An 18,675-nucleotide genomic window follows, 5' to 3' on the forward strand; every position below is an offset into this window, starting at 1 on the left:
GATCAGCATGGGGCTTTTTCTCTGCCTGGCAAATACTTCTGCCAGGCTGAGACAAAAATCTTCAAGCCACCCCGGACAACTTGCCGCTTGCCGCTTGCCGCTTGCCGCTGGGGTTATAGCAGCTTACGCCCCTTGCTCGCTGCAATACGCATACGCAATGCATTGAGTTTGATAAAGCCTGCGGCATCGGCCTGGTCGTAGGCGCCAGCGTCGTCTTCGAATGTGGCAATGGCAGCGTCGAACAGGGAATCATCAGACTTGCGGCCGGTAACGATCACGTTGCCCTTGTACAGCTTCAGACGGACTACGCCGTTCACGTTGGCCTGGGATGCATCGATCATCTGCTGCATCATCACCCGCTCGGGGCTCCACCAGAAACCGTTATAGATCAGCTCGGCATACTTGGGCATCAGGCTGTCTTTCAGGTGTGCGACTTCGCGATCCAGGGTAATGGATTCGATGGCGCGGTGGCCCTTGAGCATGATGGTGCCGCCAGGGGTTTCGTAGCAGCCGCGGGACTTCATGCCGACAAAACGGTTCTCGACGATATCCAGACGGCCAATGCCGTTCTCACCGCCGATGCGGTTAAGTTCGGCAAGCACGGTAGCGGGAGACATCTCCTTGCCGTCGATGGCGCTGATATCACCTTTACGATAGGTCAGCTCGATATAGGTTGGGGAGTCGGGAGCGTTCTCTGGCGACTTGGTCCACTTCCACATGTCTTCTTCATGTTCGGTCCAGGTGTCTTCCAACACGCCGCCTTCATAGGAAATGTGCAGCAGGTTGGCATCCATGGAGTAAGGAGACTTTTTCTTGCCGTGACGCTCGATCGGTATGCCGTGCTTTTCCGCGTAATCCATCAGCTTCTCGCGCGACAGCAGGTCCCATTCACGCCAGGGTGCAATCACCTTGACGCCCGGTTTGAGCGCATAGGCGCCCAGTTCGAAACGCACCTGGTCGTTGCCCTTGCCGGTCGCACCATGGGAGATAGCGTCGGCGCCGGTCTCGTTGGCGATCTCGATCAGGCGCTTGGCGATCAGCGGGCGCGCAATGGATGTACCCAGCAGGTACTCGCCTTCATAGACGGTATTGGCGCGGAACATCGGAAACACGAAATCACGCACGAACTCTTCGCGCAGATCGTCGATGTAGATCTCCTTCACGCCCATGGCCTTGGCCTTGGCACGTGCTGGCTCGACCTCTTCGCCCTGCCCCAGGTCAGCGGTGAAGGTCACGACTTCGCAGTCATGGGTATCTTGCAACCACTTGAGAATTACCGAGGTATCCAGACCACCGGAATAGGCCAGGACGACTTTTTTCACATCAGACATTACGCGCTCCCTTGAAAATTGATCAACGCCACGCACGGGGCGACGGGCAAAGCGCTATTCTAGCGCCCAGCCGGGAGGAATCACAGGGGAGATAGATCAGCTCTTTTCGAGTTTCAGGTTTACGCGACGGTTCAGCGCCCGGCCTTCAGCACTGCGGTTGCTGGCAACCGGGTAGCGATCACCGTGGAAACGCAGGCTGAACAGCTCTTCTGCCACTCCGCGCTCTACAAGGTAATTGCGCACAGCCAGAGCTCTCTGGCGAGCCAACTCCCGATTGTCGAGCCGGTTACCGACGTTGTCCGAATGGCCTTCAAGCACGATACCGGTTATTTCCTCGTCGGCCTGGAGATATTCCAGCGCCGTATCAAGCAGCTGTTTGGCGCTGGCTGATAGGTGAGTCCCGCCGCTGGCAAAGCTGACAACACTATTGGAAATCTGATCGAAATTCATTGGCAGCAATCCGGCGCTGCATTTCTGGAAATCAGTCCAGGCCTGCTGATAACCGATACTGGATACCACCACTCGCACTGGCTCCACTGCATTGGCCCAGGCAGCGCGCTGAATTGTCGGGTGCAACCCACTTGCCAGGCCCGCGAGCATCTGACCTGCCTGCTGCTGTGGAACGCGTATGGCAACCTGCTCGTCAGATACAGCCGTGTAGCCCAGCAACCGGGCCCGCGCCTGGGGCTGCCACATGGGCGCGTCATTGTAGAGCTGCGCCTGACCGGGCCGCATGAGGTTGTTCCAAGCCTTGAGCTCGAATACCGGGCGCTCCCCTGCGCGCCTGACGAACACGGCGTCGCCATAACCGCTGACCGGCTGGGTCAGGCGACATTCGAACTTGTCGCCCTCGACCGACCATTCCACCTCTTCCATGCGCGTCTGAAATGTCAGCGCATGGGCAGGCAGGGCCACCGTCAGCAGTAATGCAATACAGGCTCGAGCCACGGGTTTCTCCGAAAGATGAACTCTTCTCAATGGGTTACATCGGCGAGAAGGCGGAAAACTTTACCCCGTCGGTGTGTAAAATCCGGGGCGCTTCCGGTAGCATTAGCCCATTCAAATTCTCTGGAATACCCGCTGATGACCGACCGCATCACCCTGATCAGGCCGGACGACTGGCACATACATCTGCGCGACAATGATGTATTACCTGACACCGTAGCCGATGCCTCTCGCGTATTTGCCAGAGCAATAGTGATGCCAAACCTGGTACCACCAGTGCGCGACGGCCAACAGGCCGACGCCTACAAGGCGCGCATATTGTCCGCTCGTCCTGCTGGCTCTAACTTCACTCCACTGATGGTGCTCTACCTTACTGACCAGACCAGCCCGCAGATTATCCGCGAAGCCTGGGCAGCGGGTCAGGCCGTCGCCGCCAAGCTCTACCCTGCCGGCGCAACCACCAACTCGCAGTCAGGCGTCACTGCGCTGGAGAATATTTATCCAGCCCTGGAAGCCATGGCGGAGGTGGGAATGCCTTTGCTGGTTCATGGTGAGGTAACCCATGCCGACGTTGATATCTTTGATCGCGAAAAGGCTTTCATCGACCAACAACTGGTGGGGGTGGTCGAACGCTATCCGACCCTGAAGGTGGTCTTCGAGCACATAACCACAGCCGATGCAGTGGATTTTGTACAAAGCGCATCAGGCCGCGTTGCCGCCACCATTACTGCGCATCATCTGCAGTACAACCGCAACCACATGCTGGCTGGCGGGATTCGTCCGCATTTCTTCTGCCTGCCGATTCTCAAGCGCCAACGCCATCAGCAAGCGCTGTGTGATGCCGTGGCTTCCGGTTCCAGCAAGTTTTTCCTGGGAACCGATTCCGCGCCCCACGCCCGGCATGCCAAAGAGGCAGCCTGTGGTTGCGCCGGCTGCTATACCGCCTTTGCTGCCATCGAGATGTATGCCGAAACCTTTGACCACCTGGGCATTCTCGACAAGCTCGAGGGTTTTGCCAGCCTGCATGGCCCTGATTTCTACGGTATGCCGCGCAATACAGACCGGATCACCCTGGTGCGCGACTCCTGGACTGCACCTGAAACCCTGCCCCTGGGTGATCAGGTTATCGTTCCGCTGCGCGCTGGCGAGACCCTGCAATGGCGCGTCGCTTGACCGCCAACCATATTAAGGATCGCTTGTGAGCGAGTTTGAGTTCGACACCGAAGACCAGCAACCCGCAAGTAAAGGGCCCAAGTCGCCAATGGCTTATCGCTTCCGTGGTTTTTTACCGGTGGTGGTAGACGTGGAGACCGGCGGCTTCAACAGCGCTACCGATGCGCTGCTGGAAATTGCCGCCACTATTGTCGAGATGGATGAAGAGGGCATGATCTACCCTGGGGATACGCACTTCTTTCGCGTAGAGCCCTTTGCCGGAGCAAATGTAGAAGCAGCCGCACTGGAATTTACCGGAATCAAGCTGGATCATCCCCTGCGCATGGCAGTGACCGAAGAGCACGCCCTGACGGACATCTTCAAACACGTGCGCAAAGCGGTCAAATCCGCCGGCTGTAATCGTGCGGTGCTGGTTGGGCACAATGCATTCTTCGACCTGGGGTTTCTCAATGCCGCTGTTGAGCGCACGCAGATAAAGCGCAATCCCTTTCACCCGTTTTCCTGCTTTGACACCGCCACGCTGGGCGGCCTGGCGTTCGGCCAGACGGTGCTGGCCAAGGCCTGTTCCGCCGCCGACATCGAGTTCGATGGCCGCGAGGCTCATTCCGCACGCTATGACACCGAAAAAACCGCCGAGCTGTTCTGCAGCGTCGTCAATCGGTGGCGCGAAATGGGCGGCTGGCCACTCGACTGATTCACAACTCTACACATCTATCCGAATCAATAACTTGCCCGCCGTACCAGCGGGCGCTATTTTCAGATAGATGCGCAACAGTCCGCTACACTTCAACAATCGTATCCGTTAACGCTGTTGGATGGGCCACCCGGCCCAGCCGCAACGTGATATCGGCGCCGCCTAACGCGGCTGCCGGCGATAAAAAACCAAAAGAAGGAGCTACCCTCTCATGAAGCGACAATCCCTTACACTGCTGTTTTCAGCGGCCATTGGCCTTGCTGCAATATCCTCAGCACCTGCGATAGCCCAGGAGAAATTTCTCACCATCGGTACCGGCGGCCAGACTGGCGTCTATTACGTTGTGGGCCAGTCGGTGTGCCGCCTGATAAACCGCAATGCCAATGAACATGGCATTCGCTGCAACGCTCCATCTAGCGGTGGCTCCGTTGCCAACGTCAACGCAATCCGCAATAACGACATGCAGATGGGTGTAGTGCAGTCAGACGTGCAATACAAGGCTTACGCCGGCGTGGAAGGCTTTGAGGAAGCGGGCGCCTATGAAGAAATGCGTGCCATGTTTGCTCTGCATGGTGAGCCGCTGACGGTCGTTGCCCGTCAAGACGCCAACATCAAGAACGTCAAGGATCTGAAGGGCAAGCGAGTCAATCTGGGCAACCCCGGCTCCGGTCAGCGTGACACCATGGAAGTCGTGATGGAAGCACTCGACTGGACACGTGATGATTTCGCCCTGGTTTCCGAGCTGGACGCAGCAGAGCAGGCCGCAGCGCTGGGCGATAACAACATTGATGCGATGGTCTATGTTGCCGGGCACCCCAATGGCTCGATTCAGGAAGCAACCACCACGGTCGACTCGGTGATTGTGTCAGTCACAGGTGATGAGATCGACGAACTGATCGAAGAACGCCCCTACTATGCCAAGGCCACGATACCCGGCGGCATCTACCGCGGCAATGAGGATGATGTGCAGACCTTTGGCGTACGCGCCACGCTGGTGACGTCAAGCAAGGTGCCTGACGACATGGTGTATCACACGGTCAAGGCTGTATTCGAAAACTTTGATCGCTTCAAGCGACTGCACCCTGCCTTCGCCACATTGAAGGAAGAGGAAATGATCAAGGAAGGCCTATCCATTCCCCTGCATGAGGGAGCCGTGCGTTACTACAAGGAACGCGGCTGGATGTAATGATGTATTGGCCGCCGGTCATACATCCGGCGGCCAAGCCTGTTCCTCTTAGAAGAAGTAAAACGAACAGCAAGGACGATCATGAGCGAACAAACTACCAAGCGCGACAATCTCAGCAGTGAGCTTGAGGAGCTGGTCGCCACCAGTGATACCGGTGCCCGCAAGCCCAAAGGATTCCCTGGCAAACTGATTGTTTCCGTAGCCGCGGCCTGGTCCCTTTTTCAGCTCTGGATTGCCTCTCCATTGCCCTTTATCGTCGGCTTTGGCGTATTCAACAGCACAGAGGCCCGCTCCATTCATTTGGCCTTTGCCGTTTTTCTCGGATTTCTGTCCTTCCCGGCGTTAAAACATTCGCCACGCGATCGCGTACCCATACCAGACTGGATCCTGGCCTTTGCAGCCTCCTTCTGCGCAGCGTACATCTATATTTTCTATACCCAGCTTTCCACCAGACCGGGCAACCCGACAACGATTGACGTGGTCGTTGCGCTTATCGGCCTGGTCCTTCTGCTGGAAGCTACCCGCCGCGCCCTGGGCCCGCCGCTGATGATTGTGGCCCTGGTATTCATCGTCTACTCCGTTGGTGGTCCATATATGCCGGGCATCCTCGCCCACCGCGGGGTGAGTGTCGATGCACTGGCCAACCACCAATGGCTAACCACCCAGGGGGTGTTCGGCATTGCCCTTGGTGTATCGACCAGCTTTGTGTTCCTTTTTGTGCTCTTTGGTGCATTGCTCGACAAGGCTGGCGCAGGCAACTACTTCATCAAGGTGGCCTTCTCCCTGCTCGGCCACTACAAGGGCGGGCCTGCCAAGGCAGCCGTAGTCGCCTCCGCCATGACAGGCCTGATCTCCGGCTCCTCGATTGCCAACGTCGTTACAACGGGCACCTTCACCATACCCATGATGAAACGAGTCGGTTTCTCCTCGGAAAAAGCCGGGGCCGTTGAAGTGGCCTCTTCCGTAAACGGTCAGATCATGCCACCCGTCATGGGCGCAGCGGCGTTTCTGATGGTCGAGTACGTGGGTATTTCCTACGTCGAGGTAATCAAACACGCGTTTCTACCTGCATTGATTTCCTACATAGCCCTGGTTTATATCGTTCACCTGGAAGCAATGAAAGCCGGCATGCAGGGCCTGGAAAGCAGTAATCCGCCACGTCCGCTGGTACGCAAGATGATCGGTTTTCTGACCGGCCTCATCTTGCTCATGGCATTGTCATTTGCCGTGTATTACGGCTTGGGCTGGCTCAAACCCCTGTTGGGCGAGAGCGCCGGCTGGGTAATAGGTGCCGCATTGTTGGTGGTTTACATTGGGCTGTTGAAAGTCGGATCGCAGTACCCCGAACTGGAACTGGACGATCCCAACTCACCCGTGGTCAAGCTCCCGCAGACCCGCCCTACGGTCATGTCCGGCCTGCACTTTATTCTTCCGGTGATCGTGCTGGTCTGGTGCCTGATGGTTGAGCGACTCTCCCCCGGTCTTTCCGCTTTCTGGGCGACAGTGTTGATGATCGTGATCATTCTCACCCAGCGACCCTTGATTGCCATGTTCCGCGGTCAGAGCAAGCTGGCCAATGACCTGCATCACGGACTTGATGATCTGTGGCAGGGATTGGTGTCAGGTGCGCGCAACATGATCGGTATCGGTATCGCCACCGCCACGGCAGGCATTATCGTTGGCGCCGTTGCGCAGACAGGCGTTGGGCTGGTGCTCGCCGACCTGGTCGAGATCATGTCGATGGGCAATCTGATGCTGATGCTGATGCTCACTGCGGTCTTGAGTCTGATACTGGGCATGGGGCTACCCACTACGGCGAACTACATCGTGGTGTCCGCACTACTGGCACCGGTAATCGTGACGCTGGGCCAACAGAACGGTCTGATAGTCCCGCTGATCGCGGTTCACCTGTTCGTGTTCTACTTCGGAATAATGGCTGATGTGACACCACCTGTTGGTCTGGCTTCCTTTGCGGCAGCTGCGGTGTCCAACGGCGACCCGATTCGCACCGGCTTTCAGGCGTTCTATTACAGCTTGCGTACCGCCGCCCTGCCCTTCCTGTTCATCTTCAATACTGATCTGTTGTTGATCGATGTCGGATTGTGGAAAGGCTTATTGATCTTTGTCGTCGCTACTGTGGCCATGCTTATATTCGCGGCCGGCACCCAGGGCTTCATGATCGTGCGCAACCGCTGGTACGAAAACATTCTGCTGCTTCTGGTGGCCTTCACGCTCTTTCGTCCGGGCTTCTGGATGGATATCGTCCACGACCCCTATCAGTCGATACCGCCCGCAGAAATTGCCCAGGCTCTGAACCGGGTAGATGAGGGCAGCAATCTGCGGATGCAGATCGAGGGTCTGGACGATATAGGCACGCCGCGGCAATTCTATCTGCTGGTGCCCGTTCCTGACGGCGAGACAGGCCAGGAGCGACTGGATGAGCTGGGGCTCACCCTCATACAGGATGGCGACCGAACAATAGTCGATATGGTTACCTATGGCAGTCTTGCTGCGGATCTGGGGTTTGATTTCGACCAGGAAATAACCGAGATTCTCGCGCCGGTTGACCGAGTGGCCAAGGAATGGATGTGGATTCCGGCCTTAGTGCTTTTCATGCTGATCATCGGTCTGCAATGGCGACGCAGGCAACCTGATCAACCGGTCCACGCCTGAGGAGGCCAGCCATGTACAAGAAAATCCTGCTACCCATAGATCTCAACCATGATGGCTCCTGGATCAAAGCCTTACCTACCGCCTTGCAACTATGCCGCGATTACGGCGCCTCGCTGCATATCGTGACGGTGATCCCGGATTTTGGGTTACCGCTGGTGGGTGGGTTTTTCCCCCGTGAATATACCGAAAAGGCAGAGCAAGCGGTTTCTCAGCGACTGAAAGAGTTCGTTCTGGAAAAGATTCCACAGGAAGTTCAGGTGCAACGCATTGTCACCGACGGCAAAACCTACGAAGCCATTCTGCGGGTCGCCAAGCAACTCAAGGTTGATCTGATCGTAATGGCCTCGCACAAGCGCAAGCGTGCCGAGGATTATATTCTCGGTACCAACGCAACGCGTGTGGTACAGCAGTCCAAACGCTCGGTGATGGTGGTGCGTTAAACGATCCTTGCTGGCATAAAAATTGCTTTTTTGCTTGAAAACGCCCTTAGTGGGCTGGCATCAAGCGACAACGGCGTCGTGATCCGGATCGAACCAATCGATCCTGAGCACGGCGTTTTTGTTTGTCCCGGCTTTGATCTGGAGAACAATCATGCAAGACAGCAGTGGTCCACGAGCCGACGCTCTGGCCTGGGTGGCTGGCAGCGACGGCCCGGAAAAGGGTCTGCTGAATATCGGCTATCTGCCGCTCACCGACTCGGCATCGTTGATAGTCGCCGCCACCCAGGGGTTTGGCCAACCTTACGGCCTGACACTGGAGTTGCAGCGACAGGCATCATGGTCAGTACTGCGCGACCGGATTCTGTGCGGCGAGCTCGACGCTGCCCAGAGCCCTTATGGCCTGGTATATGACGTACACCTTGGGTTGGGCGCGCAATGTACACCCATGTCGATACTCATGGGGCTAAATCAGAACGGCCAAAGCATCAATCTTTCAGCGCAGATGCAGCGCTGCGGAGTGACCGATGCTGACGCACTGGCGTCCAAAGTGCACCATGGCAGTGCGCGCCTGCGCTTTGCGCAGACTTACCCGACTGGCACCCATGCCATGTGGCTTTACTACTGGCTGGCAGCCAAGGGAATACACCCCCTGCGGGATGTCGAGTCGCTGGTAGTCCCCCCCTCACTAATGGTGCAACACCTGCAGGCCTCCCGCATTGACGGATTCTGCGCCGGTGAACCTTGGGGTGCGCATGCCATCGAAGAGAATCAGGGATTTACGCTGGCGACCAGCCAGTCGATCTGGCCTGATCACCCGGAAAAAGCCCTCACCACTACTGCCGAATTTGTCGATCAGTACCCTAATACCGCAAGAGCTCTGGTGATGGCGGTTCTGGATGCAAGCCGCTTCATCGACCAGAGTGACGAGAACCGGCGCAGTACAGCACAGCTGATCAGCAGTCCGGACTACCTGAACATACCGGCGGATACACTGCTTCCGAGAATGCTCGGTCAATACGCTGACGGTAACGGTCACACCTGGCAGGATAGCCATCCGCTGCGCTTTCATAACGGCGGACAGGTGAATATGCCTTACCTGTCGGACGGCATGTGGTTCATGACTCAGTTCCGTCGCTGGGGCCTGCTGCGCGAAGATCCCGATTATCTGGCTGTGGCATCCCAGGTACAGCAACTGAAGATCTATCGTGAAGCCGCCAGTCTTCTGGGTATCGAAGTGCCCGATGACGATATGCGCAGCAGCACTTTGCTGGACGACGTAGCTTGGGACGGCTCCAAGCCGGCCGAATATGCGGCAAGCTTTGCTCTGCATGCGCGCAACACAACTGGCTGCCTGGAGGGTATACGGTGAGCCACTATCCATATTCCGGAGACAGCGGCGCATGATGCGCATTTTGCTTATCGACGACACGGCCCGAAAACTGGGTCGCTTGCGCGACTCGCTCAGTGAGGCTGGGTTTGAAGTACTCGATGAGTCCGGACTCTCGGTGGATTTGCCCGCCCGGGTCCAGGAGTGCAAGCCCGACGTGGTGTTGATCGATTGTGACTCACCAGGACGCGACGTAATGGAACAGGTTTGTATGGTGACACGCGATCTGCCCCGTCCTATCGTGATGTTCACCGATGAGCACGACCAGGGCGTGATGCGTATGGCTATTCAGTCCGGGGTCAGCGCTTATATTGTCGAGGGCATTCAGAGCACGCGACTGCGCGCAATTCTCGACGTGGCGATGGCCCGATTCGAGACCGATCAGAGGCTGCGCACGGAATTGCAGGAGCGCGAACGACAACTCAATGAACGCAAACGCATCGAAAAGGCCAAGGGCCTGCTCATGAAGATGAAAAACTGCGACGAGGCAGAAGCTCACACCCTGATGCGCCGCCAGGCCATGAGCCGTCAGCAGAAGCTTTGTCAGGTAGCCGAGCAGATCATAGCGATGAGCGAAATGCTCGGCAATTGAACTTTTAACCCAACTGGCATGCATCCTGCTTCATATCACGCAGGTAGCCAATGGCGGTTGCCCCAAGACAACGACGTCATCTCCGTTCAGAACCCCGGTTCTGGAATGGGGATGGCGTTTTTTTTTGCCTACTGACACTGGGCAAGCGCCCTGAAATAGCGATCAGCGCACACATTGAGGACTAATCGATGAACAACAGTTTCTGGAAGGCCGGCCATACCCCCACCCTGTTTGCGGCATTTCTCTATTTCGATCTCAGCTTCATGGTCTGGTATCTACTGGGCCCTCTCGCTGTGCAAATCGCGACAGATCTGAGCCTGACTGCACAGGAACGGGGCATGATGGTCGCAACACCCATTCTGGCTGGCGCCCTGCTGCGACTACTGATGGGCTTTCTCGCAGACCGCATGTCACCCAAGAGCGCGGGCATAATTGGTCAGCTAGTGGTGATCGTAAGCCTCAGTGCAGCATGGCTGATCGGGGTAGACAGTTACCACGACACGCTGCTGCTGGGCCTGGGTCTGGGCTTCGCCGGCGCTGCATTTGCCGTGGCTTTGCCCCTGGCTTCCCAGTGGTATCCGCCAGAGCATCAAGGCAAGGCTCTGGGAATCGCCGGCGCGGGCAATTCCGGCACGGTGCTGGCGGCGCTTTTCGCGCCGGGGCTTGCTTACCTGTTCGGCTGGCAGAATGTATTCGGTCTGGCACTAATTCCATTGGTCGCGACGCTGATTATCTTCACACTGATCGCAAAAAACGCACCTGACCGCCCCAAGCCCAAAACAGGCAGCGATTATCTGATCGCGCTGAACGACAAGGACAGCTGGTGGTTCATGTTTTTCTACAGCATTACCTTTGGCGGCTTTATTGGATTGGCCAGCGCGCTGCCCGGTTATTTCAGTGACCAGTACGGGCTCAATCCGGTGATTGCCGGTTATTACACCGCTGCCTGCGTCATGGCCGGCAGCCTGATGCGTCCGCTTGGTGGCGCACTGGCGGATCGGATCGGCGGTATTCGATCACTACTGTGTATGTACGGGACAGCCTCAGTGTGCATCGCACTGGTGGGTTTCAATTTATCCAGTTCGGTCGCCGCACTAGCGCTTTTTGTCACTGCAATGCTGGGCCTGGGAGCAGGAAACGGCGCGGTATTCCAGCTGGTGCCACAGCGCTTCCACCGCGAAATCGGTGTGATGACCGGTCTTATCGGTATGGCAGGTGGTGTTGGCGGCTTTGTATTGGCCGCAGGCCTGGGCACGATCAAACAGCACACGGGAGACTATCAACTGGGGCTATGGATGTTCGCCGCACTGGGTCTGCTTGCCCTGCTCGGGCTGGTGGGTGTAAAGCGCCGCTGGCGGACCACCTGGGGATCTTCGGCCATGACCACGGCACGGATATAAACAATGACCCTGCAGTTGCGTGTCGGCGAATCCAGCGCCACCGGGCCTCGTCAGGAAAACCAGGATGCTATTCGCATAGTCACGCCGGCGCCCCACCTTGCGGTCAGCAAGGGGCACCTGATGGCTGTTGCCGATGGTGTCAGCCAGTGCCCGGACGGGGGTCTGGCGGCCCGTGCCACATTGCAGGCGTTGGCGCTTGATTATTACTCCACCCCGGAAACCTGGTCGGTAACCCAGGCGCTGGAGCGGCTATTGAAAGCCCACAACCGATGGCTGCGGGCCAACGGTGGCGGGCAGCCGCTACTGACTACCCTGACCGCCCTGGTATTGAGGGGCCAACGCTACACCATTGCACACATAGGTGACTGCCGAGCCTATCTGCTTCGTAACGGCCAATTGCGACGCCTGACCAGCGACCATGTGTGGGAACAGCCTGGCATGCAGCACGTGCTCAAACGAGCGCTTGGCCTGGACGAGCACCTGGTGATGGATTATCTGGAGGGCGAGTTGCGTGCTGGTGATCGTTTGCTGGTGGTCAGTGACGGCGTCTGGTCGACCAGTGACGATACGTGCATTGGTCGCTGCATGATGGCCAACGAAGACCCGGCCACGGCTTGCAGCCAGCTGATACAACTGGCCCACGATGCCGGTAGCCAGGACAACGCCAGTGCCCTGCTGGTTTGCATCGAGGAGTTGCCGCAGACCAGCCTGGCAGACGCATTGGTGCCACTGAACGAACGCGCGCTGCCGCCCAGGCTCAGGTCGGGACAGCAGTTTGAAAGTTGGCATATTGAGGCGGTACTCGCAGAATCTCGCCAATCGATAGTGTATCGGGTGAAAGATCCGCAACAACAGAGCTGGCTGTTGAAAACCCTGCCCGCACAGCATCATGACAACAACTGCGCCCACCGCGATCTGGTGCTGGAGGAATGGTTCATGCGGCGCTGCGCAGCCCAACAGGTACCAGAACTGCATCCGCTGCCCGGCAGGCGTCATCTGTATTACGTGATGCGCGACTACCCTGGCAAAACGCTGGAGAGGCAAAAGCGCGAGCAAGGTCTGCTCAGTCTGGCTCAGATACAGACACTCGCCCCCGAGCTGGTGCGCGCCGTTGGTATGATGCACCGCCGCAATCTGCTGCACCGCGATATCAAACCCGACAACCTGCACCGTGGCGAAGATGGAGTGTTACGACTGCTGGATTATGGCATGGCGTTCTGCCCCGGGCTTTCTACCTGGGAGCCCAATCACCAGCCCCCGGGCACGCCCAGCTACATCGCCCCTGAGCTATTCAGCGGTGCCGAACCCAGCCCGCAACAGGATATCTACAGTACCGGGGTAACCCTTTATTACCTGATCACCGGCCATTACCCCTATGGTGAGATCGAAGCATTCCAGCACCCACGGTTTACCCGACCCACCCCACCAAGCCGCTACCGGCATGATCTCCCCACCTGGCTGGATGCATGCCTGCTCAAAGCCGTTGAACCCGATCCGCACAGACGCTACGAAACTGCCGAGCAGTGGTTGCTGGCATTGGAGCAGGGAGATCGCCACAGCGTGCAGACCGAGCACATGCCGCTGCTTGAACGCGAGCCGTTGCTGGTATGGCGCGCAATCGCCATCGGCGCCCTGATCATGAATCTGGCGCTATTGGGGGTGATGCTTTACTGAAAACGACCATTGCCATTCCCTGACACCACCCATGCGTCACCAGCGCACCGGCCCAGTGCGCAGCGCCACAATCAAGTGCAAAACAGCTATTCCAAATCACATAAGCCTTTGATTTATGGTCTAAAGCCTGATGGCATAGCCTGTGCATATGTACACTCAAAGGTGCTTTGCGAAGTACCGGCACCACTCACATACAGCAGCTGTCAACGGCGACAGCCTGCTACCCGACCGATCGGGGACCGGACAAAGGCGTCCTACCGCATAGCGCGGTGGGACGCCTTTTTGTTTTGCGCTCACGAAAAGGGGCAGAGAATGCAGAAACTCAAATTGGTAATGGTAGGTAACGGCATGGCCGGGGTACGTACCCTGGAAGAGCTGATCAAATTGGCGCCAGACATGTACGACATCACTGTATTCGGCGCCGAGCCACATCCGAATTACAACCGCATCATGCTTTCACCAGTACTAGCCGGAGAGCAGAGCTTCGAAGACATCATTCTCAACGACCTGGACTGGTATCGAGACAATGGCGTGACCCTGCACACAGGCAGACGCGTGGTAAACATCGATCGCCGGCGCCGTCTGGTGACCGCGGACGATGGCACCGAAGCCGGTTATGACCGGTTGCTACTCGCAACCGGCTCCAACCCATTCATGCCACCCATTCCAGGCAACGATCTTGCTGGCGTGATCGGCTATCGCGACATTGCCGACACGCGGATGATGGTGGGCACTGCCAGAACCCGCTCCCATGCGGTAGTCATCGGTGGCGGACTGCTCGGCCTGGAAGCGGCAAACGGTTTGAACATGCGCGGGATGAACGTCACTGTGGTGCACATCGGTAAAGGCCTGCTCGACCGTCAGCTGGATCTGACCGCCGCGCAGCTGCTGCAGAGCAGTCTGGAACAACGCGGTATCCGCTTCCTCCTGCCGCAATTTACCAGCGAGCTGATCGATGACGGTAAGGGCCGGGTTGCTGCGGTTCGTTTCAAGGATGGCAGCGAAATACGCGCCGATCTGGTGGTGATGGCCGCTGGTGTGCGCCCCCGCACAGAACTCGCGCAAAGCGCAGGACTGGCCTGTGAACGGGGGATTCTGGTCAGCGACACAATGCAGACCTACGATCCAAAAATTTACGCTATCGGCGAATGCGCCAATCACCGGGGCATTGCCTATGGACTGGTCGCGCCTTTGTTCGAACAGGCCCGGGTCTGTGCCAACCATCTGGCGATGCTGGGCTACGGTCGTTATCAGGGCTCGGTCACCGCCACCAAACTCAAGGTTACCGGTATCGATCTGTTCTCGACGGGGGATTTCGGCGCAAGTGAGAATTGCGAAGCCATCACGCTTTCAGACCAGCTCACCGGCAGTTACCGGAAACTGGTCATCCAGGATGACATTCTGATCGGCGCCTGCCTGTTCGGAGATACCGCTGATGCGACCTGGTACCTTGAGTTAATAAAGGAGCGCAGGAACATCAGAAAGATTCGTGACGCTCTGATGTTCGGTAAAACGGTCTGTCATAACATCATCAGTGATACCAATTCCCAAGCCACACCGTCTGAAGTAGGGATTGCCGCCTGATGCGCCGCACAACAGCGTCTACCTGCTGCTACTGTGGCGTCGGTTGCGGCGTGCTGATCGAGCATGACGCAGACACCATTCATGGCGTCACCGGCGATCCCGCCCATCCCGCCAATTACGGACGACTATGCAGCAAAGGATCAACACTGCACAAAACCGGCGACCCGGCCGCACGGGCCCTTTATCCGGAACTGCGCCTGGGCAAGGGCATGGCGCGCAGCCGCACCGACTGGGATACCGCCATGCAGCATGCCGCCCGGGTTTTCGGCCAGACGATTACTGACTTCGGCCCCGACAGCGTCGCTTTCTATATCTCGGGCCAGCTTCTCACCGAAGACTACTACGCGTTTAACAAGCTGGCCCGTGCAGTGGTGGGCACCAACAACATCGACAGTAATTCGCGTCTTTGCATGTCCAGTGCGGTGGTGGGCTACAAGCAAAGCCTTGGCGCCGACTCACCGCCCTGCTCCTATGAAGACATCGAGCAGAGCGACTGTCTGCTGATCATTGGCAGCAATATGGCCTATGCGCACCCAGTGCTTTTCCGCCGGCTGGAGCAGGCAAAAAGCCTGGATCCGGCAAAACGCATTATTGTTGTGGATCCGCGGCGCACGGCTACCTGCGAGCTGGCCGACGTGCACCTAGGCATTCAGCCTGGCACCGACGTGGCCCTGCTACATGGGATCCTGAACCTGCTCATCCAGCAAGACTGGATAGATGAAACCTTTATCCAGACACATACCGGCGGGTTCGATGCCCTGCAGTCACTGGTTGGCGAATACACGCCGGAGCACGTTGCGGGTATTTGCGGAATCGACCCGGAAGCCTTGCGTCAAGTAGCGCAGATGATCGGTACGGCACCCAGCTTTCTGTCCCTGTGGTGCATGGGCATGAATCAATCAAGCGCCGGCAGCGCCAAGAACAGCGCATTGATTAACCTGCACCTGGCCACAGGCAAGATAGGCAAGCCCGGGAGCGGACCTTTTTCGCTAACCGGCCAGCCAAATGCAATGGGCGGGCGTGAAACCGGAAGCCTGTCGAATCTACTTCCCGGCCATCGTGATGCGACCAACGCCAAGGACCGTGCGGAGGTTGCCGACTACTGGGGCATTGAGGCCTTACCCGACTCCCCCGGGCTGAGCGCTATCGAGCTCTTCGAGGCGGTGCGTCGGGGCAAGATCAAAGCGCTATGGATCGCCTGTACCAATCCGGCGCAATCAATGCCAGACCAGACTCTGATCCGCGAGGCACTGGCGCTCTGCCCCTTCGTGGTTGTGCAGGAGGCTTTTGCCACTACCGAGACCTGCCAGTTTGCCGACCTGCTCCTGCCTGCCAGCAGTTGGGGCGAGAAGAATGGCACTGTGACCAACTCCGAGAGACGAGTCAGCCGGGTACGATCCGCGATTCCCGCGCCGGGTGAGGCACGTGCAGACTGGGCCATTGCTTGCGACTTTGCACAGCGACTGGAAAAACAGCTAAAGCCAGATCAACCAAGCGTGTTTGGCTTCCATCAGCCACAGACTCTGTTTGATGAGTTTCGCGGCCTGACTGCCAAGCGCGATCTGGATTACAGCGGGCTCAGTTATCAGCTTCTCGATGCCCTTGGCCCCCAGCAGTGGCCTTTTCTACCCGGTGCAGAGCGAGGTACCGCACGGCTTTACGCCGACAAGCTATTCCCGACTATCGACGGCCGCGCTCGATTTATTGCCGATACTTACAAGACAGTGAAGGAACAACAGAGCACAGATTACCCGTTGATCCTCAATACCGGCCGCCTACGCGACCAATGGCACGGCATGAGCCGCACTGGCACCGCCGCGCAACTTTTCGGCCATGTTGATCAAGCACAGATCAGTCTGAATCCTGCGGACATCGATCGACTGGAACTGCATGACGGGCAACTGGTGCGTGTTACCAGCCGCAGAGGCAAACTGGTTTTACCCGTGGTCGCAGATGAACAGCTTCAGGCTGGTCAGGCCTATATTCCCATGCACTGGGGCGATCGCTTTCTGCGTGGCGGTGGGGTCAATGTGCTCACCCAGCCAGCCTTTGATCCGATGTCCGGCCAACCTGAACTCAAACAGGCTGCGATTCGGATCGAACCGGTATCACTCCCCTGGGACGTGTTCATACTGGTGGAAGGCGACATTCAGGCACGCTTCAGTGCTTTGCGTGACCTGTTCGAAGACCTGGCCTACGCCAGCTTCAGTCTGGCCGGACGCGAGGAGCCAGCCCTGCTGATCCGGGCCGCCAATGAACAGCCCCGCAACACCGAGTGGCTGGCGGAGGTGGACCTTCTACTCGGGCTCGATCAGGTACCGGTATTGGCTTATGACGACCCCCACCTGGCTGTGAGCAAACGTATCAAGATCGAGGGAAGCCGTATTCGAGCGGTTCGCCTGTGCGGCGAAACCAAGGCCCGTGACTGGCTGATCAACCTGTGGCGAAACGGTGAGTCAACCGAGAATCTGCAGCGCTGGTTGCTTGCGCCGCTGAGCGCGCCCCCGGGCGCTACTGCCGCTTCGGTGGAAAAGATCATCTGCAACTGCGTTAACGTCAGCCACAGCCGTATTCAGGCAGCTATCAACAGTGGCATGAACCTCGACAGCCTCAAAGCCGAGCTCGGCTGCGGGACTGAATGTGGCTCCTGCCTGCCGGAGATCCGCAGGTTGTTACCCGCACCCAACGCGCCGGCATCAACCATATGAACCTTTATCCAGACAATCTGTTCTGCGAAGAGAAGACGCCATGACCACATTACAGAACCACACAGCGCCTTTAATCCACCTCGTGGGTGCTGGTCCCGGGGACCCTGAATTGCTGACGCTAAAGGCAGCCCGAATTCTGTCCCGGGCTGAAGTAGTCATGGTCGATGATCTGGTCAACCCGGCCATACTCGAGCACTGCCCTCAGGCCCGGATCATTCGTGTGGGCAAGCGTGGCGGATGTCGCTCCACACCTCAGGCATTCATCAACCGGCTGATGTTGCGTTATGCCCGCCAGGGTAAGCGCCTGGTGCGGCTGAAAGGCGGTGATCCGTGCATATTCGGCCGTGCGGGGGAAGAGGCACAATGGCTGGCCGCACGCGGTATAACATCAGAAACGGTCAATGGCATCACCGCCGGACTGGCGGGCGCGACCCAGTGCGGTATCCCCTTGACGCTGCGGGGCTTGAGCCGTGGCGTCACCCTGGTGACTGCTCATACGCGTGATGACAGCGATCTGAACTGGCAAGGGCTGGCCCAGGGCGGCACCACACTGGTGGTTTATATGGGCGTTGCCAGGCTGCCACATATCCAGCATGGCTTGCTGTCTGGCGGACTGCCAGCCTCAACACCGGTAGCGATGATCGAGCGGGCCAGTTTGCCTGACCAGCGTCAGCATGTGTGCACTCTCGATCAGTTGTGCGCACAGGCTGAGGTTTTCAATCTCCAAAGTCCCGCGGTACTGGTAATCGGAGAGGTGGTTAGCGCATCAACCGCATCAACATTGCTCGCTGGAGAAACGCTCCCAGAATCGGAAATAATCCCTAAAAGCGCGAAGCTGCTGACAATCAGCGCCTGAGCACGGATAACCTGGCCGTCTAGATCGTCCAG

General features: G+C 57.8%; 13 protein-coding genes and 1 pseudogene. 12 read left to right on the top strand and 2 right to left on the bottom strand.

All coding sequences use genetic code 11. The features are described from left to right. Positions 1–113 precede the first annotated feature (113 nt). Together FZF01_RS05520 and FZF01_RS05525 are read right to left on the bottom strand one after the other, a co-directional pair. Complete coding sequence (locus FZF01_RS05520; RefSeq protein WP_150277158.1) at positions 114–1,331, bottom strand: argininosuccinate synthase; 1,218 nt, start codon at positions 1,329–1,331, stop codon at positions 114–116. Between the two features lie 96 nt (positions 1,332–1,427). Further along, positions 1,428–2,279 carry a flagellar protein MotY gene (locus tag FZF01_RS05525; RefSeq protein WP_150277159.1) on the bottom strand — a complete coding sequence of 284 codons (852 nt, stop codon included), beginning with the start codon at positions 2,277–2,279 and terminating at the stop codon, positions 1,428–1,430. Positions 2,280–2,414: 135 nt separating this feature from the next. Here FZF01_RS05525 and pyrC point away from each other — a divergent pair, with 135 nt between their 5' ends. The 12 genes and pseudogenes from pyrC (at position 2,415) to cobA (ending at position 18,643) form a co-directional block, all read left to right on the top strand. Continuing rightward, the gene (gene pyrC / locus FZF01_RS05530) at positions 2,415–3,449 is read left to right on the top strand and encodes a dihydroorotase (RefSeq protein ID WP_150277160.1); all 1,035 of its coding nucleotides are present in this window, start codon (positions 2,415–2,417) and stop codon (positions 3,447–3,449) included. 25 nt (positions 3,450–3,474) lie between these two features. Continuing rightward, positions 3,475–4,143 (top strand): ribonuclease T, encoded by a 669-nt coding sequence (gene rnt, locus FZF01_RS05535; RefSeq protein ID WP_223825413.1) that lies wholly within the window; start codon positions 3,475–3,477, stop codon positions 4,141–4,143. Between the two features lie 211 nt (positions 4,144–4,354). Beyond that, positions 4,355–5,329: a TAXI family TRAP transporter solute-binding subunit gene (locus FZF01_RS05540; protein ID WP_150277161.1), complete on the top strand. Its 975-nt coding sequence runs from the start codon at positions 4,355–4,357 to the stop codon at positions 5,327–5,329. An 81-nt stretch (positions 5,330–5,410) separates the two neighbouring features. Continuing rightward, positions 5,411–8,002 carry a TRAP transporter permease gene (locus FZF01_RS05545; RefSeq protein ID WP_150277162.1) on the top strand — a complete coding sequence of 864 codons (2,592 nt, stop codon included), beginning with the start codon at positions 5,411–5,413 and terminating at the stop codon, positions 8,000–8,002. 11 nt (positions 8,003–8,013) lie between these two features. After that, on the top strand, positions 8,014–8,442 hold the full coding sequence (locus FZF01_RS05550) for a universal stress protein (protein WP_150277163.1): 429 nt from the start codon (positions 8,014–8,016) through the stop codon (positions 8,440–8,442). Between the two features lie 151 nt (positions 8,443–8,593). Next, complete coding sequence (locus tag FZF01_RS05555; RefSeq protein WP_150277164.1) at positions 8,594–9,811, top strand: CmpA/NrtA family ABC transporter substrate-binding protein; 1,218 nt, start codon at positions 8,594–8,596, stop codon at positions 9,809–9,811. A 31-nt stretch (positions 9,812–9,842) separates the two neighbouring features. Beyond that, positions 9,843–10,421 (top strand): ANTAR domain-containing response regulator, encoded by a 579-nt coding sequence (locus FZF01_RS05560; protein WP_150277165.1) that lies wholly within the window; start codon positions 9,843–9,845, stop codon positions 10,419–10,421. Between the two features lie 188 nt (positions 10,422–10,609). Continuing rightward, on the top strand, positions 10,610–11,821 hold the full coding sequence (locus tag FZF01_RS05565) for a nitrate/nitrite transporter (RefSeq protein ID WP_150277166.1): 1,212 nt from the start codon (positions 10,610–10,612) through the stop codon (positions 11,819–11,821). Between the two features lie 3 nt (positions 11,822–11,824). Then, complete coding sequence (locus tag FZF01_RS05570) at positions 11,825–13,495, top strand: bifunctional protein-serine/threonine kinase/phosphatase (RefSeq protein WP_150277167.1); 1,671 nt, start codon at positions 11,825–11,827, stop codon at positions 13,493–13,495. A 312-nt stretch (positions 13,496–13,807) separates the two neighbouring features. Next, positions 13,808–15,007, top strand: a pseudogene (locus tag FZF01_RS05575) (NAD(P)/FAD-dependent oxidoreductase); the annotation flags it as partial. Positions 15,008–15,078: 71 nt separating this feature from the next. After that, on the top strand, positions 15,079–17,787 hold the full coding sequence (locus FZF01_RS05580) for a nitrate reductase (protein WP_150277169.1): 2,709 nt from the start codon (positions 15,079–15,081) through the stop codon (positions 17,785–17,787). A gap of 40 nt (positions 17,788–17,827) precedes the next feature. Further along, the gene (gene cobA / locus FZF01_RS05585) at positions 17,828–18,643 is read left to right on the top strand and encodes a uroporphyrinogen-III C-methyltransferase (RefSeq protein ID WP_150277170.1); all 816 of its coding nucleotides are present in this window, start codon (positions 17,828–17,830) and stop codon (positions 18,641–18,643) included. Positions 18,644–18,675: the final 32 nt, after the last annotated feature.

This window comes from Halopseudomonas salina, from assembly GCF_008641105.1.